The sequence below is a fragment of the Streptomyces sp. NPDC091412 genome (assembly GCF_044756885.1).
Lineage (GTDB): Bacteria > Actinomycetota > Actinomycetes > Streptomycetales > Streptomycetaceae > Streptomyces.
In genome coordinates this window covers 72,558-97,791 of record NZ_JBIVTV010000005.1, presented here as the reverse complement: position 1 = coordinate 97,791, position 25,234 = coordinate 72,558, and the positions used below count along the sequence as shown (strand labels likewise).

The window sequence follows — 25,234 nt, the reverse complement described above, 5'->3', positions numbered from 1 at the left end:
TCCGATCGCTGGAGGCCCGGTGGCCGAGCCTGTCCGTGTACGCAGACTGACCGACCAGGAGGGGCAGAAGCTGCAGCAGATCATGCGCAGGGGCAGCACGAGTTCGGTGCGCTACCGGCGCGCGATGATGCTGCTCGCCTCGGCGGGCGGGAACCGGGTGCCGGTGATCGCCCAGCTGGTCCAGGCCGACGAGGACACCGTGCGCGATGTGATCCACCGCTTCAACGAGATCGGCCTGGCCTGCCTGTTCCCTCAGTGGGCGGGAGGCCGTCCCCGCCTACTCAGTCGTGAGGACGAGGACTTCGTCATCCGGACGGCCACCACTCGCCCCACCAGGCTCGGCCAACCCTTCACCCCCTGGTCGATCCGCAAACTCGCCGCCTACCTGCGGAAAGTGCACGGCCGCGTCATCCGCATCGGCCGTGAAGCCTTACGGTGCCTGCTCCGGCGCCGCGGCATCACCTTCCAGCGCACCAAGACCTGGAAGGAGTCGCCCGACCCTGATCGCGACGCCAAGCTCGACCGGATTGAGCAGGTGCTGGGGCGCTTTCCGGACCGGGTCTTCGCCTTCGACGAGTTCGGGCCGCTGGGGATCCGGCCCACCGCGGGCTCCTGCTGGGCGAAACAGGGCAAGCCCGACCGGCTGCCGGCGACCTACCGCCGTACTCACGGCGTCACCTACTTCCACGGCTGCTACTCCGTGGGCGACGACCGCCTGTGGGGCGTCAACCGACGTCGCAAGGGCACCGCCAACACCCTGGCCGCGCTCAAAAGGACAGCGACAGAAGGATGACTCAGGAGGCGGACGGTTCGATCTCCCCCGCAAAGACGATGACCTGGTCGATGAGGCTCCGCCGCAGATGGACGACGTCCGTTCCCGCCAGGCGGGGACCTCCATCCGGCGTGGTGAAGACCCACTGGTACCGGGCCCATTCGTCAGGCATGTCCACCGCTGAGCAGCGCACCATCGTGCCGGTCCCCGCCGGGTGGCGCCGGATGTCCAGCACGAACTGCTCGACCGCCGCGATTCCTTCGCTGCGACCCAACGGCCCCCAGAAGACCACGTCTGAGGTCAGAGCCTGGGAGAGCAGAGCAGTCACATAGCTGTCGTCCGAGGCGTTGAACGCGGAGATGAACGTGTCGATCGCGGAGCGTGCAATCTCTTCCTGCATGCCCCAGTAATACCAGCCGTTTCGCGTGCGCTCGTCCCGCGAGCCGCCTTCCGATCACGGTGAACCATCCCGGTCACAGCACTGGTCAACGTGATCTTCGGCTCGTCTGCACTGACTGCCAACGTCTCCGGCGGCACGGTGGTCCAGCCTGGTCATGCTTACCCATGGCATCCCGGTGATCAGGGGAAGCCGGACCTTCGCGGCGCTGGCGGCACTCCGTCCTCGGCTACCTCACACCGCAAGTCCGATCACTCGAGCCTCCCAAGCTGATGGCAACCCATCGGCCTGCTGCTTCGTCCAGGCTGGGGCGCCGGTCCGGCCGAAGCGGCAAGCCCTGGAACACACCAGAGATCGTCTGGACAGCGAAAAGCCCCGCCGGATCGAGCTGCCCTAACGGCACCGTGACGCGTACTCCTCCGGTTGGATCAGCCTGGAAGGCGGATTACCAGCGACCGTGATCTCGTGCACTTGGAGGAAGTACGCCCGGCGAGAGGCCGGGCGAATGCAAGGCGCGCGCATCGAATCGAGGATAAATGACCACGTACAAGGTCGGCTACATCGTGGGAAGCTTGGCGACTAAATCCATCAACCGGACGCTCTCCAAGGCCCTGATCCGACTGGCTCCACCGGACCTGGAGTTCAATGAGATCCCGATCAGCGACCTCCCGCTCTACAGCTACGACTACGACAGTGACTTCCCCAGTGAAGGTAGGAGGCTCAAAGCTGCGATCTCTTCTGCCGACGCCATTCTATTCGTCACCCCGGAATATAATCGGTCAATCCCCGGCGCTCTGAAGAACGCCATCGACTGGGCCAGCCGCCCCTGGGGGGACAATTCATTCACCCACAAACCGTCCGCGGTAATCGGAGCCTCCCCCGGTGCCATCGGGACAGCCATCGCCCAGCAGAGCCTGCGCAGCGTCCTCAGCTACTGCAACTCTCCACAAATGAACGCACCCGAGGCCTACATCAGATTCAACCCGGAAGTATTCACGGACGATGGCCAGGTCACCAATAGCGATACGGAACAGTTTCTGACACGCTTCATGGAGGAATTTCGCGATCACATCGTGCGCGTGCTCTCCGTTCTGCCTCCCAGAAACATGTGAGGCCCTCCATGTCTTCCCTGGAACCACCTGACTCGGAGGTCGCCTCAGACTGCACTGGGGGCAACAGCATCTGCGTTCTGGGCGCGCTGTCCACAGCGGCGGCAAGATAACTGACCCTGCTGAGGAGGGTGGCCTAGATGCGACGAACGCGTCGCCAGCGGCGCGAAACCGGCGACGTCGTTTCGAGAAGGGAGCTCACCAACGCGGGGATTTCCAGGGGATTTCCAACGGAGTCGTAGCCGGTGACATGAAGGCGCGGGGCCGCGATGACCGGTGGGACGGGCGCCGTTGGCGACTTGGTGGCTTGGCCGGGCCCGGCCCGGCTCGCTGCCCTCGGGTCAGTCGGCCGCCGGGGCCGTCACTTCGCTGGTACAGACGCCCCCACCGGCGTCGAGGAGATCCTCGACGCCGTCCGCAATCTCCCACAGTCTCGTCGTCCGGCCAGCCATAAAGGACCTGACACACGGTTCCGCCCTTGCGCAGGTTCGGGGCGGCGCCGACTCGTGCCCGGCGGCGGTGCGCTCCGGCAACTCTTGCAGCGCCAGGGCCAAGTTACGGCCGTGCTGGGCGCGCCCGGCACGGGGGCGTGGCGGGGAATAGCGCCGGGGCGTCACAGGACTTGGCATAAGCAGGTCAAGCGCCATCGCGGTAGGAGCCGCCGGACTCCGAACCGGAAGTGGTGCCTGGATTGTGCGGTTATTGCTCATCGACGGTCTGTGAATGTGATCGACAGGCAGGTGACCGCCAGGGCTAGTTCGGTGGTGAGGAAGGGAGGTGCTGACGTGGCCGGCTGGTTGTCCCCCGAGAACGTGACCCAGGTGACCCGGGTGCTGGACCTGGGCGGGGTGTTCGCCAACGGCTCACTCGGCGGGGTGCTGGCGCGGGCTCGCCGTCTGGACTTGTTCGGCTTCCTGGCCATCGGCATCGTCTCCGGCCTTGGCGGCGGCATCATCCGCGACACCCTGCTGCAGCACGGGACCCCCGTGGCCCTGACCGACTACGCCTACCTCGCCGTCGCCGCCGCGGGGACCATGCTGGCCTTCGTGGCCGACTTGAGCCGTCACACCTCTGGCTGGACCTTCAACCTGTTGGATGCCCTGGCACTGAGCGTCTGGGCGGTCGCCGGGGCGCAGAAGACTCTCGCCGTCGGCCTGGGCTGGCTGCCGGCCGTACTGCTGGGCACGATCACGGCGGTCGGCGGTGGTGCCATCAGGGACCTGTTGCTGGTTCGTACCCCCGCCATCTTCGGCGGCACCCCTTTACATGCGACCGTCGCGGTGCTGGTGAGCGGGGTGATGGTGGGGTGCAGCCGGTTCGGCGCGCCCACCCTCGGCATTCTGGCCGGGATTGTCGTTGGAGTCTCCTTGCGGCTGGCCGCGCTCACCTGGGGCTGGAGGCTGCCGGGCAGCCGCGACTGGCGTCCGGGGCCGTTGCGTGGCCGCGGGTCCTGACCCCGATGCCGGATCCGAAGGCTCACGCTGAAGCACGTAAGGAGGCAGCCATGCCCCCAAGGATTTCGTGGACGCCGCCCTGGCAAGGCTCGGTGACATTCGGTGCGAGCCGGCGGACTTGTCGTTGTCCGCGCCGGTGTCCACGCGTTTGCCGTCCGGGTTACCGGCTCGTACCAGGCCGCGCAGTGAGAAGCCGTGATCCTATGGCGGGGTGGAGGCCGCGGAGCGAGGTGATCCAGCCGCGCGGCTGCAAGCCCCGCAGTGTAGCTGCCCGGTGGCTTACCGCACAGGGTGGCCGGGCTCCCGCCCATGCTCGATCCGTTTGTGGTCAGCAGTCTGGCGTCGTGTGGCCGCGGAGCGTCCAGCCGGAGCGCCAGGGGCACTCGTTGCGTGCGTTGCGGCTGATGTTGAGGAAGGTGAGACCGGCGTCGGCCGCGCTGCGGGCGGCCGGGCTCATGTGGGCCGCGTAGTCCTGCTCGGTGAGGGCTGCAGGTGCGCGGGTCATGGTGCCGTCTCGTCTACGTGTCGTCGTGCCCCTGCGTGAGTGCTTCGCCGACCACGAGGCCGATGGCGAGGGCGGTGACGATCGTGACCAGCTTCAGCAGGTCCCGGAAGCCCTCGACGTAGCCGCCGACCAAAGTGGTCAGGCCGCGCATGCCGAGCGAGCCGACGGTGAGCGTGAAGAAGCCGGGCAGGATCAGGATCAGCCGGGGCGGGCGGCGCGGCCCGCGCGCGATCAGCGTGGCCGCGGAGGCGAGGACGACCGCGGCGACGAAGGTGCTGCCCGTCTCCCCGGCGAGCTTCGTCAGCGCCGACTGCACGCCGACGGTGACGTAGACGAGCAGGAGCAGCGACCAGAAGAAGCGCAAGGGGATCGCAAAGGCGAGCAGGGTGCCCGCTGTGAAGACGATCCAGGCCAAGAACAGCACCCACCGGGGCAGGTCGGAGTGGGCGGCGACGTCGAAGAGGGCGTGGGGGGAGGCGCCGGCGAAGAGGACGCCGAGCAGGACGCCGACGTACAGCTGGACCAGCAGGAAGACGGAGTAGACGAGCCGTATCGCACCGGTGGTGATCAGACCGGCGGCCAGCTCGGCGGTCGCCGCGCTCAGATAGTCGCCGGGAATGAAATAGAACAGCGCCGGGAGCATCAGCAGGACGGGACCGCCGTGCGCAGGATTGCCGGCGAACAGCTCGATCGCGACGACGGAGACCGCCGTCGACACCGTCAGCGGAAGGAACCGGTGCAGCCGGGGCACACGGTCGGCGGTGACCGCGAGAGCCGCGGCGAGCGCGCCCAGCACGGCCGTGGTGGCGACCTCGTACCAGGTGGGCTGCATCAACGGTGCGAAACCCAGCGCGAACAGCACGATGCCGAGGAACTTCAGCCACCATGGGTACGGCGGCGGAGCCGCCTCGATCTCCGTCAGCCTGCGGTCGGCCTCCGCGATTCCGGTCCGGCCTGTCCGCACTTCGGCGAGGAAGGGCTTGAGCGCGGCGACCTGGTCGAGGCGGAAGACCTCCGGGAAGCCGTGCACGATGACGGTGCGGGTACCGCCGTCCGCCGCGGTGACCGTGAGCACCGCCGCCTCCGGCACCAGCAGCAGGGACGCGGCGCCGCCGAAGGCACGGGCGCTGTCGGTCACGGCTCGCTCGATGAGATGGGCGCCCTCGCCGGACGAGCGCAGCAACAGGCCGGCCAGCCGCGCCAGGAACGCCGTGAGATCGTCGAGACCCGCGACCGATCGCTGCTCCACGCCCGCCTCCACCGCCTGCATCCTCGCTCCAGGGCCAGGAGTTCCTGCTTACACGAGCGGCCGCCTCAGGGCACCTCGGGCGGCACGATCCCCGTCATGGGTGAGGGCTCGAAAGCCCGCCCGTGCGCCGGGATGCTCCCACAGGCCGCCGACAAAGGCCGCCGAAGGATCAACGCGACCGCCGGCAGGGTGGTCTTGGCCGGGGAGGCTCGTTGGGACGCACGAGGTCAAGCGAGACGTCAGTCAGTCGACGAGTCAGAACCACCGCAGCGCCACGGCGTCGCATCCTCAATGACAGCGATGGCTCGGTCGAATACTGGAGGTGAGTTCGGGGCCGCGTCATCCGGCGTCCGGCGATCTCGCGGTAGGTCGCGGTCGGGCTCGTGCTGCCCGCCACCGCCGTCGCGATCATCGGCAACGCACCGGTCAAGGAAACGCTCATCCTCGGTCTTCCCTCCGTGCCGAAGTGGCGAATTTGTGCGGGATCTGTCCGCAGGATGCAATGTGGAAAGGAGGGGTGTCACGCAGCGGTGAGCGGCTGGTCGGGCGGGGAGGCGGCCGACGGCGAATGGCTGCCCATGGACAGGGGCTGCGTGAAGGGCGTGAAGCTCGATGGACGAATACCCGCCGGTATCGGAACACGGACTCATCGGTGACCTGCAGACGGCCGCACTGGTCTCCACCGACGACAAAGCAGGCCAGCTAACCACCCAGTTCCGAGACCAAGTCCCCGGCGCCGATATCTCACCGACCGATGACACAGCCATCAGCACCGCCGGTTGAGATCGAAGAAGAGGGTCGCACAGGTGCCCGTTGGCTCGTGCCAGTCCGCCTTGTACTGGCCGTGCTCGGAGGCCGCATCCGGCTCATCTGGCGGGTGACCCAGCGGCCGCCGACCCGGCCGTGGTGGACGCGGTAGTCGCACTCCCTTCTCGCGGTACTGCAGGCGGAGCCAGCCACCCACTGCCGGACCACCGCGTTTGTAGGGTGCTCGCGTTGAACGGCGTCCGGGCCGCGAGCTTCGCATTGGTGAGCCGCGCCTCGTGGCGGGCCTACCACGGACGCCCGGCCACCGAAGGCCCGAGCGCTGGTGCCCGCAGCCCGCTCGATGGAGTGGTCGCCCTCGCCGGAAGAACGCAGCAGCAAGGCGGTCAGGCGGGACAGGAAGGCGGTCAGATCGTCCAGGCCGGCGGCCGCATGCCCCATGTCCGCCTCCTCTGCCGGCTCCGGGAACACCAGGGCGCACGACGGGCGACAGAACGGCATCCCGAGGACACCCTCGTGCAACACCGTCGGGCAGGCCCGCACCGCTTGAGGAACTGGAGGCCGAATGACTGAAGCTGACGCTGCCCGTCTTCGGAGGTGCGGTGCTGAGATGTCCGTAGGGCACGAAAGGCGCCGCATTCCCTACGGATTCAAGCGATAATTCGGGGGAAAGAACTGCACTGCCCACCGGCGGAAGTGGAAAATTTCGCTGCCCGCATGCGATCGGAGGATGTCGACCGTCCGCCGGACTTCGTTCTTACCCCGGACCGGAATGAAGATCAGCCATTTGCCCTGGCTCAAGGCCTCACAGTGGACCGTCAGCGTTTCGCTTTCGTAGCCCCCGTGCTGCAGCCGACGCATGAGACGGCCGAGCAGCCCATGAGACGTTCCCCTGTTGTCCAGAATCCGCTGCCCCTCCGGACCCTTGAGCACGTTCACTTCCGCCAGATTGATCCCGGCTTGTTCCAAGTCATGACAGGTAGCCATATACCGGTCCTCGTCATCCAGAACGGCGGCCACACGCTTCATGGGATAGAGGTAGAAGCGCTCTTCGTTCATCCGCGGCTGACCCACATGAACCACCTTCCTTTCGCCTCTTATCGAGCGTGACGAACCAAACTCGAATTCTTCAGGATTTACGCGGGAGTACAGTGAGAACCCGGACAGTGTGATCCCGAAATCCCTCCATGAAGCTCCGGAGGAAATGTTCCGTATTGCTCGTCGATGACTTCACCATCGAGCGTAATACGTTCTCCCGCTTTTTCGTATCCCGTGCCCGGGCGTGCAGGGAGTTCCGCAAGGAACGAAACCATGGCCGGGCGCGGAGCGCGTGCTGGCAGATCCGTCCAGGTGACCGCCTGAGTCCACGGCGGCCCGCAGCATTCCTCGACGCAGATGTAAAGCGCTGGCACGGTGGGCGCCGAGGACCCGGGGTCTTTGCGCACGGGATGAACGTGCAGGTCATCGCCGATCCGCACGGGAGGCTGCTGTGGGCCTCGCCAGCCCTGCCCCGACGTCAAAGCCGCTCGCACCCACGGCATCATCGACGTCCTCACTGAGGCGGTCCTGGCCTGCTGGGTGGACAAGGGTTACCAAGGTGCGGGCAGCGTCATTCGGGTGCCCTTTCGCGGCCGGTGGGATCGCCTTTCGGCAGGTCAACGCGCGGTCAAAGCTGTGCACGCCCGCATCCGGGCCCTCGGCGAGCAGGCCATGGCCACCCTGAAGACCTGGCGCCTGCTGCGGAAACCCCGCTGCAGCACCACATGAATCACCAGCCTCGTCCAAGCCGTCCTCACCCTCCACCTGACCCGCTCAAGCTGAGGTTGGCAAAGGCTCAAGGTCCATTGTCAGGGTGTCCACTCCAAAGGATCAGCCTCAGTTCCATGGAAGACATGGAGGGCCTCACGTGTTTCTGGGAGTCAGCACGGAGAGCACGCGCACGATGTGATCGCGAAATTCCTCCATGAAGCGTGTCAGAAACTGTTCCGTATCGCTATTGGTGACCTGGCCATCGTCTGTGAATACTTCCGGGCCGTCTACCAGCCAGGGCTGATTCAAAGTCGGGGTGCTTGTGCGGCGTTGCAGGTCAGCCGATGCCCAGCAGGGACGGTGGGAGACGTCGCGGAGCCCGTCGGGGATGTAGCGGTAGCCGGCCTCGCGGAGCGTGCCGATGGCCAGGTTCCGGAAGGTGGCCATGTTCTCCGGGCCGCGCCCGGTCCGCACCTGCGACGTGTCCTCCCCGAACGTGCGGCCCCGGGACGCGTCGAAGCCCTGCCAGGCAGGGCCTGACAGGGCTTCAACGTGATGGGGGCTACCGATCCGCTCTCAGTCGGAAGACCTGGTCATCCTTGATCAAGCCAGGAATGGGGAATTCCTGCATCAGCGGGCTCGGATCCGTGGCGGGAACGAAAACTTCAGCCCAGAAGACATGCCCCGCAACGACGTAATCGTACGGATGGTCTTCGGAGACTCGGAAGAGTGCGCTCTCTTCCCAGCTACGCCCGGCCCTCCGCTCTTCGGCGCGCAAGGCTTCCGGGCCCGCGTCCGACAGGCTGAGGCCTGCGTACCGATCAGCCAGCGAGATTCGGGAGACGTCCTGGAACAAGACGTCGAAGACCCGAGGGGCATCCCCCTCCTCGCCCCCCGAAAATCCGCGAAGCAGGATCTTGCTGTGGCCTACTCCAATAGCCCACGGCTTGAACGTGCCCTGCAGAGTCAGCGGGAGATTCCCCTCCACCAATTGGTACGTCACTTGAACTTGGCCCTTGCCCATGTTTCGGTACGTCGACTGAACCGATAGAAGTCTACCTGTCCCATGAGACCGGCTTCATTGACCTGGATCAATTCCCACTGGGTCCACATGCGCTGCTTTTCGGGCTTCTCCAGTGCGATCTTCAGAGCCTTCGCGGGCCCCTGACTCGCGCCTGGGAGACCGTCGAGCAGGAAGGAAAGTCGTGCTTCGCCTGCCTTCACCTGGCCAATCGCATTGAGAACATCCTGTTTCCACGTGGCATCCGGCGAACCGAGGAGGTGCTCAGGGCTGATTCAAAGCCGGGGTGCTTGTGCGGCGTTGCAGGTCAGCTGATGCCCAGCAGTTCCAGCGGGTGGGTGAAGGGACGGTAGGAGACGTCGCGGAGCCCGTCGGGGATGTAGCGGTAGCCGGCCTCGCGGAGCGTGCCGATGGCCAGGTTCCGGAAGGTGGCCATGTTCTCCGGGCCGCACCCGGTCCGCACTCGCGACGTGTCCTCCCCGAATGTCACATCGCGCACATAGTGCTCACGGTTCTCAATCGTCCAGTGGTCGCGCGCGAGTTGTCCGATCCTCGCCGGTGACGCCTGCCGCGATGTGAGGTCCGTGATGACGTAGACGGTCTCGCGGGAGACCTTGCCGTTCGCCTCCACCCGCCGCCAGCGGTGGATGCGTGCGGCCTGCACCAGGTACGGGAAGCCCGGGTCGAGGTCGGTGACGGTCAGCGCCCGCACGGTTCGCGTCTCGCTGCGGCCGTGGGCCCGGTCCCGGCTGACGTGCTCGGCGCGCACGGTGGTCCACGGCAGCGCGCGCAGCGCGTTGAACAGCGTCTTCTGGTTCCGCTTGACGACCAGGACGTAGTGGGCGCGTTTGTCCTCCACGAGGAAGCGGGCCTCGCCGGCGTTGGTGTGCAGCGCGTCGGCAGTGACGGTGACGCCGGCCAGGTCGAAGGGGGCGAGCAGGTGCGGCAGGGCAGTGACCTCAGTGGTCTTGTCGGGTACCCGGGCCTGGCTGACGACGTGTCCGGCCCCGGTGAGGGCGGAGATCAGGTGGGCGGCCGAGGCGGTGCCGATGCGCGAGCCCTTGGCGGTCTTGCCGTCCACGGCCAGGTGGTCGGCCCCCGCGGGATCGCATCCGAGCAGGTCGGCCAGGCCGCCGGGGCACACGGTCGTCAACAGGCGCTGCACGGTGGTGGTCGAGGGCGCCCTGCGCACCCCGAGAGGACCGCGGGCGGTGGCGCCGAGGCGGGCGAGGGTCTCCTGCGGGGCGTTGCGGGCCCACTGGCCGATCGCCCGGATGGAGCGCGCTCCGGCCAGCACCGCGCAGCAGCAGGTCAGCAACACCGTCGTCAGGGGGTGGCGGCGTCCGCGGCGGGCACGCGGGTCGGGCAGGGAGGCCAGCCGCTCGGCGATGCCGCCGACGGCGCGCTGCACGTCGGTGGGCGACTTGATCAAACAGACGGTGGCAGACTGGCGGCACATCGAAGCTCCGGGTGTTCAGGGCGACTTGCGAGGTCACCCCGTCAACCGGAGCTTCGTTGTGTTCGTGGCGGTCTCCCGGCGGACTGTCACACCTCCATGACCTGCAACGACTCGTGATCACCCGGAGAATGAATCAGCCCTGGTCTACCAGCAGCTTCGGCACGTGCACAGGTCAATCGGCAGACTTATTAGCCAAGTTGGCCGTCGACATCATCGTCGCCGGGCTCTGTATAGGCTGGTGCGCGTGGACGTGACGGGGTGTCTTGGGTGTGACCTTCTGACGGGGCGCCGGGAGTTGCCCGGGGGCGTCCTGCACGAAACCGCTGCCTGGTTGGTGAACCATGTCGTCGGTCCGATGAACCTCGGCACCTTGATCGTCGGTCCACGGGAGCATGTCGTGGCCATCGCGGAGCTCGACGACACGGCAGCGGCGGAACTCGGCCCCTTGCTGCGCGTTACCGCTCGTGTCGTGGAGACGTTGTGCCGGCCGGAGCAGACCTACGTCTGCATGTGGTCGCACGGCCGCGACGCACGCAAGCACTTGCACATCGCGGTCCAGCCGGTGACCGCCGAGGTGCGAGCCCGCTACGGCGGGCTGCGCTCTGAGCAGCTCCAGGCCCGGATGCTGGCGGACGGTGAGGAGCCGGACATCACGGATGTCGAGCAGTTCTGCGAGCGGGCTCGCGAGCTGTTCCGAGCGATCACCGACAGCAGCATCGAAGACCGCAGCTGATAACCGGTGCCGGGCCGACACCACGGCGCAGTCGGGCGAGCATGCGCGAGGAAGCGCTGCAGTCTTCTACACCGCGCACCCTCAACGTGAAGCGATACGAGCCCTGCGGCGGCGGCTCTCAGACGTCGTCTACCGAGCCCTTCTCAACGACGCCCGCATCCTCACCGACCGCTCATCTCTCCAACAAGCAGCCTGATTGACATAGGAGCAAGTGGACGCAATCGCTGAGTACCGGAATCGCCTCTGGGCATGCGTCGCGGAAAACGTCACCTCTGACACCACGCGAGAACTACTTATCGCGAACGTCGAGGACTTAGGTCCTTGGCGATCACCGCACTCGCCTCACCCAGGGCGAACCGCTCCGCCGCCTGGATCCGTAACCCTTCGCGGAACTGCTGGCGTTCGGCGGTCAGCCCGCCCCCCTGTGGAGACTGCATGCCCCGGTGATACCGCAGCAGACGACCCGCCGTCAGTCCCTACGACACCACGAGTGCAATTTCAGTAGCACCTTGCTCTGGTTCCCGCGACTTACCTGATGAGTCATCAGGTAAGTCGGCATCCAATCAGCATTAGACCGGGACAGTCTTCCGTACCTGTTCCTGGCCGACGGCTCCGCGGCAGCTTGATTCGCGCAGATCGCGCAGGTGAGAAGCCTGCTCGCCACGGCGCACGATGTTGTGGAAAGTCTTCGAGTCGAAGGCATGCCGGTGTACAGTGAACGACGCCCCTGACCTGCAGAACGCTGGCAGGGAGCCATCTTCTAGGAGTCTAAAGTGCTGCGCACTTTGATCAAGTCCAAGATCCACCGCGCCACCGTCACCCAGGCCGACCTGCACTACGTGGGATCCGTGACCATCGACGCGGACCTGCTCGACGCCGCCGATCTGCTGCCCGGTGAGCTCGTCCACATCGTCGACGTCACCAATGGCGCCCGGCTGGAGACGTACGTCATCGAGGGGGAGCGCGGGTCCGGGGTCGTCGGGATCAACGGTGCCGCCGCTCATCTCGTGCACCCCGGTGACTTGGTGATCATCATCAGTTACGCCCAGGTCACCGACGCCGAGGCGCGGGACTTTCAGCCGCGGGTCGTCCACGTCGACGCGGACAACCGTATGGTGGCGCTCGGCGCCGATGCCTCCCAGCCGGTGCCGGGTTCCGACCAGGAGCGCAGCCCGCAGGCCGTATCGAGCTGACCGACCAGGAGCGTGACCGTGAGCGACATCGAGATCCGCGACGACCGGACGGCGGGACGCCTCGAGGCGGTGGAGGGCGGTGCGGTCGTCGGCCGCATCGAGTACTTCCTCCTCGAACGGCCCGGGTGCGCGCTGGTACCCGTGCACACGATCGTGGAGCCGGCTCACGAGGGCAGGGGCATCGCCGGCTCGCTGGCGCGCGAGCTGTACGCCATCGCCGGGCGCGAGGGTGCCGCCGTGGCCCCGCTCTGTCCGTACGTCGTCAAGTGGGCCGAACGTCACCGTGACGAGGCACCGGCGGCCGACCCCGAGCTGCTGGGTGCCGCGCGGGAGTGGCTCGCGGCGCATCCGGAACGGTTCTGAGCGGTCGATGCTCGCCCTGCTGCACACCTCGCCGGTGCACGTCCCGGTCTTCGACGCGCTGCGCGACGAGACCCACCCCGGCCTCCGGCTACGGCACTTCGTCGACGAGCGGCTGCTGCGCCGGGCCCGCCGGGAAGGTCCTGCGGCGGTGACGGACGCGGTGGCGGCGGTGCTGGGCCGGGCGGTCGCCGAGGGTGCCCGGGCGGTCCTGTGCACCTGCTCGACCCTCGGGGGCGTCGCGGAGGAGGCGGGGGCGTCGGGGCTCGCCGTTCCGGTGCTGCGGGTGGACCGCCCCATGGCGGCCGCCGCGGTCGCCGCCGGGTCACGGGTGGTCCTCCTCGCGGCGCTGGCGAGCACCCTCGCGCCGACCACCGCGCTCATCGAGGAGGAGGCCCGCCGCGCCGGGCGCACCGTCACCGTCCGCCCCGTGCTCGCCGACGCCGCCTGGTCCCGCTTCGAGGCCGGCGACAACGAGGGATACGTGCGCGAAGTGGCCGCCGTGGCCGACCGGGTCACCCACGCCGACGCGATCGTCCTCGCCCAGGCCTCCATGGCTCCCGCCCAGGACCTCACGACGACCTCGATTCCCGTCCTCTCCAGCCCCGCCCAGGGTCTCGCGGCGGCGGCAGCGGTAGCGGCGGCAGGTGCGGCACGAAACAGGTCCGCTTGACCTCCACGGCCCATGGCCCACGGCCACGGCGCACGGCTCACGGCCACGGCTCACGGCCACGGCGCACGGCTCACGGCCACGGCGCACGGCTCACGGCCACGGCTCACGGCCACGGCTCACGGCCATGGCCCGCGGCACGCGCCGCGGTCGTCGGGGGTTGCCCAGCAGGCCGTACGTGCAGGCTGGGCCGGACGGACGTCCCGCAGCGCCCATGGAGCGATGGCGCCGGCTCTCGTCGGGGCGGACGCGCCCTTCCCGATCCCCGTGAGGCGGGGGCCACCCGGGTCCTCCCCCCGGCGCCGTCGGGTGACTGGTGGCGCGGGGGTCGGGTAGGTGGGGGAGTAGTCCAGAGCCGATGTCGACCGACTGGCCGGAGGACGCCATGACCGACCCGTACCCGGACCCCACCTCGCCCTCACCCATGCCGGGTCCGGACCCCCAGCATCCGCAGCCGCAACCGCACCCCGTGCCCACACCGGAGCCGCCCCCGGCCCCGGAACCCCCTCCGGCACCAGGGCCGCCGCCGAGCCCACCGCCAGGTCCGCCACCCGGTCCGGGCCCGACCCCGCCTCCCGCGCCTCCGCCCCCGCCGCCAGGACCCGGCCCGATCCCGCCCACGCCCCCGGGCCCGATCCCCAGCCCTCCGCCCGGTCCTCCGCCTCCGGAACCCTCGCCGTCCCCGATCCCGCCGGGCCCGGAGCCGTTCCCGAACCCGGAGCCGGGACCACCCCTGACCCGACACACGACCTGACCCCGAGTCCTGACCCGGCTGCGGTACGGGCCCCCTGACCCGACACCCGACCTGACCTCGGAACCCGGCCTGATTGCGGGACTTGACCCCGGGCCCCGATCTGACCGCGGGTCCCGATCTGACCGCGGGCCCCGGCCTGACCGCGGGTCCCGATCTGACCGCGGGTCCCGATCTGACCGCGGGTCCCGGCCTGACCCCGGGTCCCGATCTGACCGCGGGCCCCGGCCTGACCCCGGGTCCCGATCTGACCGCGGGCCCCGGCCTGACCCCGGGCCTCGATCTGACCCCGGGACCTGGCCTGACCCCGGGACCTGGCCTGACCCCGGCCCCGACCTGACTGTGGTCCCTGACCGACTCCGGGACCCGGCCTGCCCCCCGGGACCGACCCGACCCCGGTACCGCGCAGACGTACCGCAGGCACCCCTCGCCTCCGCCCGCGAACGACGGAAGACGGTGGGCGGCTCCCCAGCCGCCCACCGTCTTCCGTCTGCTACGCAGCGACCCCCGGCCGAGGCGGCCGGGGAAGCGGAACCCCTACGCCGTGACCTCCGACCGGTCCCCGCCCCACAGCGTGTGGAAGGAGCCGTCCCGGTCCACCCGCCGGTACGTGTGCGCCCCGAAGAAGTCCCGCTGCCCCTGGGTGAGCGCGGCGGGCAGCCGCTCGGCGCGCAGGGCGTCGTAGTACGCGAGGGCGGCCGAGAAGCCGGGGGCCGGAACGCCCTTCCGGGTCGCGGCGACCAGGACCTCGCGCCAGTCGTCCTGGGCCGCCGCGATCTCCTGGGCGAAGGTGTCGTCGGAGAGCAGGCTCGGCAGGTCCGGGCGGGCGTCGTAAGCCGCGCGGATCCGGTCCAGGAAGGCCGCGCGGATGATGCAGCCGCCGCGCCAGATGGCGGAGACCGCGCCGAGGTCGATGTCCCAGTCGTACTCCTCGCTGCCGGCGGCGATCTCGTGGAAGCCCTGGGTGTAGGACACGATCTTCGAGGCGTACAGCGCCTGTTCCACCCGGTCGGCGAAGGCGGCCGCCTCCGACTCGCTCAGCGGGGACGCCTTCGGGCCCGCCAGTCCGCGTGAGGCCTCCCGCAGGTCCGCGTGGCCCGACAGGGAACGGGCGAAGACCGCCTCCGCGATGCCCGAGACCGGCACGCCCAGGTCGAGGGCGATCTGGACCGTCCAGCGGCCGGTGCCCTTCTGCTCGGCCTGGTCCACCACCACGTCCACGAACGGCTTGCCGGTCGCCGCGTCCACGTGGGACAGGACCTCCGCCGTGATCTCGATCAGGTACGAGTCGAGCCGGCCCGTGTTCCAGGTGCGGAAGATCTCCGCGATCTGCGCGGGGGAGTACCCGGCCACGTCCCGCAGCAACTGGTACGCCTCGCCGATCAGCTGCATGTCGGCGTACTCGATGCCGTTGTGCACCATCTTCACGAAGTGCCCGGCGCCGTCGGGGCCGACGTGCGTGACGCACGGAGCGCCGTCCTTCGCCTTCGCGGAGATCTTCTCCAGCATCGGACCGAGCGAGTCGTACGACTCCTTCGAGCCGCCCGGCATGATGCTCGGCCCGTGCAGCGCGCCCTCCTCACCGCCGGAGATCCCGGTGCCCACGAAGTGGATGCCCTGCTCGCGCAGCTCGCGCTCCCGGCGCCGGGTGTCCGCGAAGTGCGCGTTCCCACCGTCGATGATCATGTCGCCGGGCTCCAGCAGCGGGGCGAACTCCTGGATCACCGCGTCGGTCGGTTCGCCGGCCTTCACCATGATGACCAGGCGGCGCGGCCGCTCCAGGGCCGCCACGAACTCCTTCGCGGTCTCGGCCGCGACGAAGTCCCCCTCGTGCCCGAACTCCTCGACCAGGGCGTGCGTCCGGGCCACCGTCCGGTTGTGCAGTGCGACCGCGTAGCCGTTGCGCGCGAAATTGCGGGCGAGGTTGCGGCCCATGACCGCGAGTCCCGTGACGCCGATCTGGGCTGTAGTGCTCATACCGCCTGCTCCTCGAAAATCCGGTGAATCATCAAGTGGAACGCTGGGGCCCGCCGCGGTGCCGCCGGCCGGTCCGCCGCCGGTGCCGCTGACGTCCGGTCCGCCGCCGGTTTTGCCGTCGGTCTCGTCGCCGGCCCGCCGGCCCGCCGTCCGTCGCGCCGCCGTGCCCGCCAGTATCGCCGTTCATACCCTTTCGACCATCCTGACGTGCCGGTACGGCGGGCGCACATTTGGACCCGGCACCCTTCCATACGCGCGGTGGGGGCCCAGTGGCTCAGCGCACGACCGGAGGATCCGGCCAATCAAGGCCTGTAACCGGCCAGTTGGGGTGACGAACCGGCCGATAGCCGTCTTGTCACGGCCTGTTCGCGGCGGTTACTTTCGCCCCTCCTGACGCATGTCGAGGGGGCTTGAGATGGCCGTACGCGGCCGGCACCGCCGGTATCAGCCGAACAGGATCAACCGCGCCTCGCTCACCGTCACGGCGGGCGGCGCCGGGATGGCCATTCCGCTCATCGGCGCCGGAGCCGCGCACGCCGCCGACGCCTCCACCTGGAACAAGGTGGCCGCCTGCGAGTCGAGCGGCAACTGGGACATCAACACGGGCAACGGCTACTACGGCGGGCTCCAGTTCACCCGATCCACCTGGGAGGCGTACGGCGGGACGCGGTACGCGCCCCGCGCGGACCTGGCCACCCGGGACCAGCAGATCGCCGTCGCGGAGAAGGTCCTCGACGGGCAGGGACCCGGTGCCTGGCCGGTGTGCTCGACGCGGGCCGGTCTCGCCCGGGGCGGCGGCGCCCCCGACGTCCACCCGGACACGGCCGGACAGCGGACCGTGCGCGGTGCCAAGAGCTCCGCCCGCGAGGTCGACGTACGGCCGCAGACCGCGCCGCAGGCGCGGGCCGGCAGCGCCGAGATGTACAAGGTGGTCCGCGGCGACACCCTCTCCGGCATCGCCGAGGAGCGTCATGTCTCCGGCGGCTGGCGGCAGTTGTACGTCGCCAACCGTACGACCGTGGGCACCGACCCGAACCTCATCGTGCCGGGCCAGCGGCTCAGCGTGCCCAAGTCGCGTACGACGGCCGAGCCGCACCGCAAGACGTCCACCGCCACGCGCCCCGCCAGGGAGGCCAAGCCCGCCGCCGGCACGGCCAAGTCCCGGCCCCACGCCACCCCGCAGATCCTCGTCGCCCCCGTCGGCGGCAGCGTCGGCACGCCCTACCACGCGAACGGTGCCCACTGGTCGAAGGGCTACCACACCGGCGTCGACTTCGAGGTGCCCACCGGCACCTCGGTGAAGGCGGCCGCGGCCGGCCGGGTGGTCAGCGCGGGCTGGGGCGGCGCCTACGGCTACCAGGTGGTCATCCGGCACGCCGACGGCCACTACACGCAGTACGGTCACCTGTCGGCGATATCCGTGCGGGCCGGGCAGACGGTCGCCGCCGGGCGCGGCATCGGCCGCTCGGGGGCCACGGGCAACGTCACCGGGCCGCATCTGCACTTCGAGGTGCGCACGGGGCCCGGCTTCGGCACCGACGTCGACCCGCTCGCCTATCTGAGGGCCCGCGGCGTCAGGATCTGACCCGCCGCAACGGGATCGGAACCCGGGCCCGGAGTCGGACTGGGACCCGTACCAGTACGCGGACCCGCACCTGGGTCCGTCCCGGACCCGGATCCGTCCCGGACCCGTCCCGGACCCGTCCCGGACCCGTCCCGGATCCGGGCCCGGGCGCCGGAGTTCAGGATCCGACGCGGGACTCGTGTCGGCCGGGCACGGGCGCCGGTACGCAGGGGTTCGCGTGGAACTGCCCGCCGTAGCACGGGGCACCGTAGAACAGGCCGAGGACGAGCGGTGGTTCCCCCTGCGCGGGGTCCTCCTCCCGCGCCGCCGGCGCGACCGGGACGACGACCGTGTCCACCCTCACGCCCCGCCCGGAGGCCCCGGACGCCTCGGCGGAGAGCGCCGCCTCGGCGGACAACACCGCTTCTGCGGGTGACGGCACCTCGACGGACGGCGCCACCCCGGCGGGCGACGCTTCCCCGTCCGGGCCCGGCCCGCTCACCACGACCGGAGCCGTACGCTCGATGCGCTCGGTCGTCAGCAGGATCAGCCCGCCCGCGGCCACCACACCGCAGCCGAGGGCGAGCACGGTGCCCGTCGTGCCGTAGCGGAAGGTCTCGCCGAACAGCGTGAGCCCTACCGCGGCCGCCATCACCGGGTTCACCACCGTCAGAGTGGCCAGCGGCGCCGCCAGGCCACCGCCCCGGTACGACGCCTGCGACAACAGGATCCCGGCCGTGGCCAGGACGCCTATCGCGGCCAGGGACGGCAGTTCCGACGTCGCGATTCCGTCGGTGAAGTCGACCGTGACGGTCTTGGTGAACACCGAGGACATGCCGAAGGCGATGCCGGAGCCGGTGGCGAGCAGCACGCTGCGCACCGCCGGATGCCGGTGCGCCGCCCGGCCCGCGACCGTGAGCGCCGCGACCACACCGGCGGTCACCACGGCCAGGCCCCCGCGCTGCGCGGTGCTCAGCGACTGGGCCTGGGAGGCGCCCACCAGGGACAGCAGACCCGCGAGCCCCACCGTCGCCATGATCGCGCCACGCCAGGCGGCGGCGCCGGCCCGACGGCCGACGAACAGGGCCGCCATCGGCAGCGCGAACACGATGGTCAGGGCGCCCAGCGGCTGCACCAGGCTGAGCGGGCCGCAGGCCAGGGCCACCACGTGCAGCAGTCCGCCGAGACCGTTCAGCATCAGCGCCGCCCACCAGGCGGGCCGGCGCAGCGGCGCGTACCGCTCGCCGGGGGAGGACACCGCGACCCGCTCCTGGACGATCGCACCGCCGGCGTAGGCCACGGCGGACACGAAGGACAGCAGCACGGACAGCGCGAGGGCGCTCATGAGCTGCACCTCCGCGTGGGGCTGGGGCGGCGACCCCGGCGCGACGAACGGTCGGCTTCCATGGTTGACCACCCTGCCGTGCCGATCGCCTCGCGTCGTCGTCCCTGAGCAGTCAATAGGTCCTACTGCCGATGGAGTACGCCCCGCCCGCCGTCCTCCCCTGGGTGGGCGACACGGGACGCGGAGCGCCTGCCGGAACCCCTTGCGCACCGCTCGACGGGCCTTGGTACTACTGCTTCCCGTGAACCTCGCCCCCGACCTCGCCGCGCTGAACGACCTCGGCGGCTTCTTCGTCCTGCGGACCGGCGCCCCGCCGCACCGGCCACTGCCCTCCCTGGCCCAGGCCTACGCCACTCCCGTCACCGATCCCACGACCGCTCCCGTCACCGATCCCACGACCGCTCCCGTCACCGCTCCCGCGACCGCTCCCGTCTCCGCTCCCGCGACCGCTCCCGTCCCCGATCCCGCGACCGCCTCCACCACCGACCCGGCGACCGCCTCCACCACCGACCCGGCGACCGACCCCGACGGGCATCCCCTGGCCGTACGGGTCCGCCGGGTCGCCGACGGCATCGGCGCCCCCGAAGCCCGGGTCGCCGCCTCGGTCGCGCACCAGGCGCTCGCCGCCCGGCTGTGGTCGGCCGCGCTCGGCTGCGCCGTGCTGTACGGGCGGCTCCCCGACCTGGACGCCCGTCTGATCCTCTGGGACCCCGCCGGCAGCGCCCCGGACGACCTGTGGCTCACCGAGGTGCGCGCCCGCCCGGCGGACCCGGACGCGGTCGCGGACGCCGTCCTGCACGGGCACCTCGAACCCCTGGCGGCCGCCCTGCGCGCCCGGTACCGCCTCGCACCCGGGCTGCTGCGGGGCAACGCGGCCTCCGCGCTGGCGGCCGCGGCACGCCTGCTGGAGAGCCGGGCGCGTGACAGCGGCCGTACCGCGGCAGGCCACCACGCCCGGGAACTGGCCGCACGCCTCCTCGCCCATCCCCTCCTCCACGGGGCCGGCACGGGTACCGGCGGCGGCTTCCGGCGGCGCAGTTGCTGCCTCTACTACCGCGTCCCCGGCGGCGGCCTCTGCGGGGATTGCTGCTTCACCCGGGTGCCGGGCTCTTCCCCACGGGCCGCATCTGAGTGACCATGAAGGCGACCGGCCGCTTCGGACCAGGGGGTTGCGGGTGCGCGTGGGACTGCTGACCCGGGAGTACCCGCCGGACGTCTACGGCGGTGCGGGCGTCCACGTCGAGTTCCTCGCGCGGGAGCTCGGGCCGCTGGTGGACCTGGAGGTGCACTGCTGGGGCGAGGGCCGCGCCGACGGCGTCGTACGCCACCGTCCCTGGCCCGCGCTGGACGGCGCCAACGACGCGCTGCGCACCTTCTCCGTCGACCTCGCGATGGCCGCCGCGCTCCAGGGCCGCGAACTCGTCCACTCCCACACCTGGTACGCCAACCTCGCCGGTCACCTCGGCAAACTGCTGTACGGCGTGCCGCACGTGATGACCGCGCACTCCCTGGAGCCTCTGCGCCCCTGGAAGGCCGAACAGCTCGGCGGCGGCTACGCCCTGTCCGGCTGGGCCGAGCGCACCGCGATCGAGTCCGCCGACGCGGTCGTCGCCGTCTCCGGCGCCATGCGCGAGGACATCCTCGGCTGCTACCCGGCGCTCGACCCGGCCCGGGTGCACGTCATCCACAACGGCATCGACACCACCCTCTACCGGCCGGACCACGGCACGGACGCCCTCGACCGCGTCGGCCTCGACCCGGACCGCCCGTACGTGCTGTTCGTCGGCCGCATCACCCGGCAGAAGGGCGTGCCCCATCTGCTGCGGGCGGTACGGGACATCGACCCGGCCGCGCAGGTGGTGCTGTGCGCGGGGGCGCCGGACACACCGGAGATCGACCGGGAGTTCCGGGACCTTTACCAGGAGCTGAGCCGGACCCGCGACGGCGTGCACTGGATTCCGCGGATGCTGCCGCGCCCGGACGTGATCCAGCTCCTCACCCACGCCGCCGTCTTCGTCTGCCCCTCGGTCTACGAGCCGCTGGGCATCGTCAACCTGGAGGCGATGGCGTGCGGCACACCCGTCGTGGCCTCCCGGGTCGGCGGGATCCCCGAGGTGGTCGACGACGGCCGGACGGGGGTACTCGTGCCGGTGGACGGCGATTTCGAGCCCGGGCTCGCCCGCGCCCTCGACACGGTGCTCGCGGACCGGGACGGCGCCCGCCGCATGGGTGAGGCCGGAAGACGGCGCGCGGTGGAGGAGTTCGGCTGGGACGCGGTCGCCCGGCGCACCGTGCGGCTCTACGAGGAGATCCTCGGACAGGCTTAGGGCTCTATCCCTCCTGCTCAGGTGCAGGAGGGACGCAACCGGGTGAGGGGAGCGGCCATGCGTCGTGGTGGACCTTCGGTCCTCGGGATCGTCCTCGCGGGCGGAGAGGGCAAACGGCTGATGCCGCTGACCGCGGACCGCGCCAAACCCGCGGTCACGTTCGGCGGCACCTACCGGCTCGTCGACTTCGTTCTGTCCAACCTCGTCAACGGCGACATCCTGCGCATCTGCGTGCTGACCCAGTACAAGTCGCATTCGCTGGACCGGCACATCACCACCACGTGGCGGATGTCCAGCCTGCTCGGCAACTACATCACCCCGGTCCCCGCCCAACAGCGGCTCGGGCCGCGCTGGTACCTGGGCAGCGCCGACGCGATCCTTCAGTCGCTCAACCTGATCCACGACGAACAGCCCGACTACGTAGCGGTGTTCGGTGCCGACCACGTCTACCGCATGGACCCGCGGCAGTTGCTCAGGGAGCACATCGAGGGCGGCGCGGGTGTGACGGTCGCGGGCATCCGGGTGCCGCGCGCGGAGTCGTCGTCGTTCGGGGTGATCACCCCAGGTTCGGACGGGCAGACCGTGCAGCGTTTCCTGGAGAAGCCCGCCGACCCGCCGGGGCTGCCCGACGACCCGCAGTGCGTCTTCGCCTCGATGGGCAACTACGTCTTCTCCACCAAGGTGCTGATCGAGGCACTTCAGCGGGACGCGGAGGACGACCGGTCGGTGCACGACATGGGCGGCTCGATCCTGCCCCAGCTCACCGACCGCGGCGAGGCGCAGCTGTACGACTTCGGCTCCAACCACGTGCCCGGGGAGACCAGCCGTGATCAGGGCTACTGGCGGGACGTCGGCACGCTCGACGCGTACTACGACGCCCACATGGACCTGATCGCCGAGCGCCCCGCGTTCAACCTCTACAACCGCGACTGGCCGATCTACACGCACTCGGGTCAGCTCTCGCCGGCCCGGTTCAACGCGGGCGGGATCGCGGGCGAGTCGATCATCAGCGCCGGCTGCCTGATCCGGGGGCAGGTCACCCGCTCCGTGCTGTCGCCGGGTGTCCGGGTCGACCCGGGCGCGGTCGTCCAGGGCTCGGTGCTGCACGACAACGTCCGGGTGGGCCGGGGCGCCATCGTGCGCGGCGCGGTCCTGGACAAGAACGTCGAGGTGCCGCCCGGCGCGACGATCGGCGTCAACCCCGAGCGGGACGCCGAGCTGTACACCGTCTCCCGGGGCGGGGTGATCGCCCTCGGCAAGGGACAGCTGGTCCCGTAGCCGGACGCGGCGCGTCCGAGGGTCGCGCAGGGGGCGCCGATCCGCGACGCGTCGCGCGCGACACCCGCCGGTTGCCGGGCTGACCGGCCCTCAGACCCGATCATGCAGGCAGTGACGTCTCCTTCGGAGGTCTTCCTGCATGAGATGGACCCGGCTCCTGCGCCTGTGCGCGGCGGGGGCGGTGGCAGCGTCCGCGCTGACCGCCGCTCCCGTCGCCGCACCGGCCGCCGAAGCGCGCGACGACCGGCTCACCGATCTGGTCGACCCGTTCATCGGCACCGCGAACGAGGGCAACACCTTCCCCGGCGCGGCCGTGCCCTTCGGCATGGTGCAGCTCTCGCCGGACACCGGCCACAGCACCGGTTACGACCACGACCAGGACCGTGTCCGCGGCTTCTCCCTGGTCCACCTCTCCGGCGTCGGCTGCCGCATCGGCGGCGACCTGCCGGTGCTGCCGACCACCGGTGACGTCACTCGGACGGACTACGCGAAGTACGCGGCCGTCTTCAGCCACGACACCGAGCGGGCGAGCCCCGGCTACTACCGCGTCGGCCTGTCCCCGGGCACCGGCGGTATCGGCGCCGAACTGACGGCGAGCGCGCGTACCGGGGTGCAGCGCTACACCTTCCCGGCCACCCGCAAGGCCAACATCCTGCTCAACGCGGCCCAGGCGCTGCACAAGCCGGTCGCCGCGAAGGTGGAGATCCTGGACGACCGCACCGTGCGGACCGCGATCACAGGCCGCGGCTTCTGCCGGGACACCCGGCCCTACACGGTCTACACCGTCACCCGCTTCGACCGGCCTTTCACGGCGTACGGCACCTGGGACGGCACCAGGGTCACGGCGGGGTCCAGAACCGGACACGGCGGCGCCTACGTCCGCTTCGACACCACCGAGGACCGCACGGTGGAGGCGACGACCGCGCTGTCCTACGTGGACGCGGCCGGCGCGGCGGGCAACCTGGCGGCGGAGGGCGGGCGTTCCTTCGACGCGGTGCGCGACGCGGCCCGGCGGTCCTGGGAGAGGCGGCTGGGCGACGTACGCGTCCGGGGCGGCGACGCGGTCCTGCGCCGCACGTTCTACTCGGCGCTCTACCACTCGTTCCTGGCGCCGAACACCGGCAGCGACGCCGACGGCCGCTACACCGGCTGGGACGGGCGGATCCACCGGGCGCGGGGTTTCACCTACTACCAGAACTGGTCGCTGTGGGACACCTACCGCACCCAGGCCCCGTTGCTGGCCCTGCTCGCGCCGCGCGAGTCCCGGGACATGGCGATCTCGGTGATCAGGGTCGCCGAGGAGAGCGGCTGGCTGCCCAAGTGGGGCTACGGCACCGTCGAGACGAACGTCATGACCGGCGACCCGGTCACCCCGTTCCTGACCAACGCCTACCAGCAGGGTCTGCTGAAGGGGTACGAGGAGCGGGCCTACCGGGCGCTGAGGCGGAACGCCGACGGGGTGCCGCCCGCCGACTCCCCGGCCGTGGGCCGCGACGCCAACCCGGACTACCTCGCCCGCGGTTACGTCCCGTACCGCAAGGGCCACGAGCCCGCGAAGCCCGGTCACTCCGACTACGCGTTCGGCGCGTCGGCGACCCTGGAGTACGCCCTGTCGGACGCGATGCTCGCGCAGATGGCCCGCGCCCTCGGCCACCACGCGGACGCCGCGCGGTACGCCGCCCGATCCCGTGCCTACCGCGGGCTGTTCGACCCCGCCACCGGCTTCTTCCGTGCCCGCGACGCCTCCGGCGCCTTCACGGGACCGGCGGACCCGGCCCGCGGCGTCGGCTTCCACGAGGGCACGTCCTGGCAGTACCAGTGGCTGGTGCCGCAGGACCTGCCCGGCCTGGTGCGCCTGATCGGCGGCCGGCGCGCCGCCAACGAACGGCTCGACGCGTTCTTCGCCTACGCCGACCTGCTGAGAGACCCGGAGCGCACCGTCCGCGAGACCTGGGTCAGCGGGCCGTACGCCTACTACGACGCGGACAGGTACAACCCGATGAACGAGCCGGACCTCGCCGCGCCGTACACCTACCTGTCGACGGGGCAGCCGTGGAAGACCACCGACGTGGTGCACGCCGCGCTGACCCTGTTCACCGACGAGCCGGCCGGGCTGAGCGGGAACGACGACCTGGGCACCATGTCCGCCTGGAAGGTGCTGGCCTCCGTCGGCCTGTTCCCCGTCCAGCCCGGCTATCCCGCCTGGGGCCTGTCCACGCCCGTCTTCGAACGCGTCGACCTGCGCCTGGACCGCGGCTACTACCCGCGCGGCGGCCTCACCATCACGGCGCCGGGCACCTCGCGGGAGGACCGGTACATCCAGTCGGTCCGGGCCGGTGGGGTGCCGCACGACCGGACGTATCTGACCACCCGCGCCCTGCGGTCGCTCGGCACCCTGAGCTACACCGTGGGACCCCGCCCCTCGGCGTGGGGCACGTCCGCGCAGGCCGCGCCACCCGCCCTGCGATGACACCCGAGGCAGGCCCGAAGTGACCTCAAAGGCCCCATGTGCCCCACCCCTTTCTCTTGGGGTCCGACTTAATCTGTTGTTAACTG

At 70.3% G+C, this 25,234-nt stretch carries 23 protein-coding genes and 2 pseudogenes; 15 read left to right on the top strand and 10 right to left on the bottom strand.

Annotated elements, in window-relative coordinates:
• Positions 1-19 precede the first annotated feature (19 nt).
• A pseudogene (locus ACIQMV_RS15125) lies at positions 20-772 on the top strand (helix-turn-helix domain-containing protein); the annotation flags it as partial.
• A 22-nt stretch (positions 773-794) separates the two neighbouring features.
• Here the strand turns inward: ACIQMV_RS15125 and ACIQMV_RS15120 are convergent.
• Positions 795-1,172, bottom strand: coding sequence for a nuclear transport factor 2 family protein (locus ACIQMV_RS15120; RefSeq protein ID WP_402593036.1), 378 nt, complete (start codon positions 1,170-1,172; stop codon positions 795-797).
• 533 nt (positions 1,173-1,705) lie between these two features.
• On the opposite strand from ACIQMV_RS15120, the gene ACIQMV_RS15115 reads away from it, so the two are divergent.
• Both ACIQMV_RS15115 and ACIQMV_RS15110 read left to right on the top strand, forming a co-directional pair.
• On the top strand, positions 1,706-2,281 hold the full coding sequence (locus tag ACIQMV_RS15115; RefSeq protein WP_402593035.1) for an NADPH-dependent FMN reductase: 576 nt from the start codon (positions 1,706-1,708) through the stop codon (positions 2,279-2,281).
• 782 nt (positions 2,282-3,063) lie between these two features.
• On the top strand, positions 3,064-3,732 hold the full coding sequence (locus ACIQMV_RS15110) for a trimeric intracellular cation channel family protein (protein ID WP_401779701.1): 669 nt from the start codon (positions 3,064-3,066) through the stop codon (positions 3,730-3,732).
• A 328-nt stretch (positions 3,733-4,060) separates the two neighbouring features.
• Here ACIQMV_RS15110 and ACIQMV_RS15105 read toward each other — a convergent pair whose 3' ends face one another.
• Together ACIQMV_RS15105 and ACIQMV_RS15100 are read right to left on the bottom strand one after the other, a co-directional pair.
• Positions 4,061-4,237 (bottom strand): hypothetical protein, encoded by a 177-nt coding sequence (locus tag ACIQMV_RS15105; protein WP_402593033.1) that lies wholly within the window; start codon positions 4,235-4,237, stop codon positions 4,061-4,063.
• Between the two features lie 13 nt (positions 4,238-4,250).
• Positions 4,251-5,486 (bottom strand): threonine/serine exporter family protein, encoded by a 1,236-nt coding sequence (locus ACIQMV_RS15100; protein ID WP_402593031.1) that lies wholly within the window; start codon positions 5,484-5,486, stop codon positions 4,251-4,253.
• Between the two features lie 612 nt (positions 5,487-6,098).
• Here ACIQMV_RS15100 and ACIQMV_RS15095 point away from each other — a divergent pair.
• Complete coding sequence (locus ACIQMV_RS15095; protein WP_402593029.1) at positions 6,099-6,269, top strand: hypothetical protein; 171 nt, start codon at positions 6,099-6,101, stop codon at positions 6,267-6,269.
• 624 nt (positions 6,270-6,893) lie between these two features.
• Here the strand turns inward: ACIQMV_RS15095 and ACIQMV_RS15090 are convergent.
• Positions 6,894-7,325, bottom strand: a complete 432-nt coding sequence (locus tag ACIQMV_RS15090) for a hypothetical protein (protein WP_401779709.1) — start codon at positions 7,323-7,325, stop codon at positions 6,894-6,896.
• A gap of 368 nt (positions 7,326-7,693) precedes the next feature.
• Here ACIQMV_RS15090 and ACIQMV_RS15085 point away from each other — a divergent pair.
• A pseudogene (locus ACIQMV_RS15085) lies at positions 7,694-8,018 on the top strand (transposase family protein); the annotation flags it as partial.
• 135 nt (positions 8,019-8,153) lie between these two features.
• Here the strand turns inward: ACIQMV_RS15085 and ACIQMV_RS15080 are convergent.
• From ACIQMV_RS15080 to ACIQMV_RS15065, 4 genes are all read right to left on the bottom strand, one after another.
• Positions 8,154-8,474: a hypothetical protein gene (locus tag ACIQMV_RS15080; protein WP_402593027.1), complete on the bottom strand. Its 321-nt coding sequence runs from the start codon at positions 8,472-8,474 to the stop codon at positions 8,154-8,156.
• Between the two features lie 88 nt (positions 8,475-8,562).
• Entirely contained in the window at positions 8,563-9,003 is a 441-nt protein-coding gene (locus ACIQMV_RS15075; protein WP_402593025.1) for a hypothetical protein, read from the bottom strand.
• On the bottom strand, positions 9,000-9,224 hold the full coding sequence (locus ACIQMV_RS15070) for a hypothetical protein (RefSeq protein ID WP_402593023.1): 225 nt from the start codon (positions 9,222-9,224) through the stop codon (positions 9,000-9,002). The genes ACIQMV_RS15075 and ACIQMV_RS15070 overlap by 4 nt, the downstream gene beginning before the upstream one ends.
• Positions 9,225-9,328: 104 nt before the next feature.
• Entirely contained in the window at positions 9,329-10,480 is a 1,152-nt protein-coding gene (locus ACIQMV_RS15065) for an ISAs1 family transposase (protein WP_402593022.1), read from the bottom strand.
• Between the two features lie 244 nt (positions 10,481-10,724).
• Between ACIQMV_RS15065 and ACIQMV_RS15060 the strand changes: the two genes are divergently transcribed.
• The 5 genes from ACIQMV_RS15060 to ACIQMV_RS15040 all read left to right on the top strand — a co-directional run bounded on the left by ACIQMV_RS15060 (position 10,725) and on the right by ACIQMV_RS15040 (position 14,527).
• Positions 10,725-11,213 carry an HIT family protein gene (locus ACIQMV_RS15060; RefSeq protein WP_402593021.1) on the top strand — a complete coding sequence of 163 codons (489 nt, stop codon included), beginning with the start codon at positions 10,725-10,727 and terminating at the stop codon, positions 11,211-11,213.
• Between the two features lie 773 nt (positions 11,214-11,986).
• Positions 11,987-12,406: an aspartate 1-decarboxylase gene (gene panD / locus ACIQMV_RS15055; protein ID WP_402593020.1), complete on the top strand. Its 420-nt coding sequence runs from the start codon at positions 11,987-11,989 to the stop codon at positions 12,404-12,406.
• Positions 12,407-12,424: 18 nt separating this feature from the next.
• Positions 12,425-12,769 (top strand): GNAT family N-acetyltransferase, encoded by a 345-nt coding sequence (locus ACIQMV_RS15050; protein WP_402593018.1) that lies wholly within the window; start codon positions 12,425-12,427, stop codon positions 12,767-12,769.
• 7 nt (positions 12,770-12,776) lie between these two features.
• Entirely contained in the window at positions 12,777-13,439 is a 663-nt protein-coding gene (locus tag ACIQMV_RS15045; RefSeq protein ID WP_402593016.1) for an aspartate/glutamate racemase family protein, read from the top strand.
• Positions 13,440-14,272: 833 nt separating this feature from the next.
• Positions 14,273-14,527: a hypothetical protein gene (locus tag ACIQMV_RS15040; RefSeq protein ID WP_402593014.1), complete on the top strand. Its 255-nt coding sequence runs from the start codon at positions 14,273-14,275 to the stop codon at positions 14,525-14,527.
• A gap of 197 nt (positions 14,528-14,724) precedes the next feature.
• Here the strand turns inward: ACIQMV_RS15040 and gndA are convergent, their stop codons facing one another.
• A complete protein-coding gene (gndA, locus tag ACIQMV_RS15035) occupies positions 14,725-16,164 on the bottom strand; it encodes an NADP-dependent phosphogluconate dehydrogenase (protein ID WP_402593012.1) in 1,440 nt (479 codons plus the stop codon).
• Between the two features lie 415 nt (positions 16,165-16,579).
• Between gndA and ACIQMV_RS15030 the strand changes: the two genes are divergently transcribed.
• A complete protein-coding gene (locus tag ACIQMV_RS15030) occupies positions 16,580-17,749 on the top strand; it encodes a transglycosylase family protein (RefSeq protein ID WP_402593010.1) in 1,170 nt (389 codons plus the stop codon).
• A gap of 157 nt (positions 17,750-17,906) precedes the next feature.
• On the opposite strand, the gene ACIQMV_RS15025 is transcribed toward ACIQMV_RS15030, so the two are convergent.
• On the bottom strand, positions 17,907-19,073 hold the full coding sequence (locus ACIQMV_RS15025; RefSeq protein WP_402593008.1) for a DMT family transporter: 1,167 nt from the start codon (positions 19,071-19,073) through the stop codon (positions 17,907-17,909).
• A gap of 241 nt (positions 19,074-19,314) precedes the next feature.
• Here ACIQMV_RS15025 and ACIQMV_RS15020 point away from each other — a divergent pair, with 241 nt between their 5' ends.
• The 4 genes from ACIQMV_RS15020 to ACIQMV_RS15005 all read left to right on the top strand — a co-directional run bounded on the left by ACIQMV_RS15020 (position 19,315) and on the right by ACIQMV_RS15005 (position 25,148).
• Positions 19,315-20,208, top strand: coding sequence for a (2Fe-2S)-binding protein (locus ACIQMV_RS15020; RefSeq protein ID WP_402593007.1), 894 nt, complete (start codon positions 19,315-19,317; stop codon positions 20,206-20,208).
• Between the two features lie 40 nt (positions 20,209-20,248).
• Positions 20,249-21,400, top strand: coding sequence for a glycogen synthase (gene glgA / locus ACIQMV_RS15015; RefSeq protein WP_402593006.1), 1,152 nt, complete (start codon positions 20,249-20,251; stop codon positions 21,398-21,400).
• Positions 21,401-21,457: 57 nt separating this feature from the next.
• Complete coding sequence (gene glgC, locus ACIQMV_RS15010) at positions 21,458-22,678, top strand: glucose-1-phosphate adenylyltransferase (protein ID WP_402593004.1); 1,221 nt, start codon at positions 21,458-21,460, stop codon at positions 22,676-22,678.
• Positions 22,679-22,817: 139 nt separating this feature from the next.
• Positions 22,818-25,148: a GH92 family glycosyl hydrolase gene (locus tag ACIQMV_RS15005; RefSeq protein WP_402593003.1), complete on the top strand. Its 2,331-nt coding sequence runs from the start codon at positions 22,818-22,820 to the stop codon at positions 25,146-25,148.
• Positions 25,149-25,234 lie beyond the last annotated feature (86 nt).

What these genes read in the sequence shown, in the direction of transcription:
- ACIQMV_RS15025 (WP_402593008.1), bottom strand. Translation starts at nt 19,073, where the DNA reads ATGAGCGCCCTCGCGCTGTCCGTGCTGCTGTCCTTCGTGTCCGCCGTG.
- ACIQMV_RS15065 (WP_402593022.1), bottom strand. Translation starts at nt 10,480, where the DNA reads ATGTGCCGCCAGTCTGCCACCGTCTGTTTGATCAAGTCGCCCACCGAC.
- gndA (WP_402593012.1), bottom strand. Translation starts at nt 16,164, where the DNA reads ATGAGCACTACAGCCCAGATCGGCGTCACGGGACTCGCGGTCATGGGC.
- ACIQMV_RS15045 (WP_402593016.1), top strand. Translation starts at nt 12,777, where the DNA reads ATGCTCGCCCTGCTGCACACCTCGCCGGTGCACGTCCCGGTCTTCGAC.
- ACIQMV_RS15120 (WP_402593036.1), bottom strand. Translation starts at nt 1,172, where the DNA reads ATGCAGGAAGAGATTGCACGCTCCGCGATCGACACGTTCATCTCCGCG.
- ACIQMV_RS15105 (WP_402593033.1), bottom strand. Translation starts at nt 4,237, where the DNA reads ATGACCCGCGCACCTGCAGCCCTCACCGAGCAGGACTACGCGGCCCAC.
- ACIQMV_RS15095 (WP_402593029.1), top strand. Translation starts at nt 6,099, where the DNA reads ATGGACGAATACCCGCCGGTATCGGAACACGGACTCATCGGTGACCTG.
- ACIQMV_RS15005 (WP_402593003.1), top strand. Translation starts at nt 22,818, where the DNA reads ATGAGATGGACCCGGCTCCTGCGCCTGTGCGCGGCGGGGGCGGTGGCA.
- glgC (WP_402593004.1), top strand. Translation starts at nt 21,458, where the DNA reads ATGCGTCGTGGTGGACCTTCGGTCCTCGGGATCGTCCTCGCGGGCGGA.
- ACIQMV_RS15115 (WP_402593035.1), top strand. Translation starts at nt 1,706, where the DNA reads ATGACCACGTACAAGGTCGGCTACATCGTGGGAAGCTTGGCGACTAAA.
- ACIQMV_RS15030 (WP_402593010.1), top strand. Translation starts at nt 16,580, where the DNA reads ATGGCCGTACGCGGCCGGCACCGCCGGTATCAGCCGAACAGGATCAAC.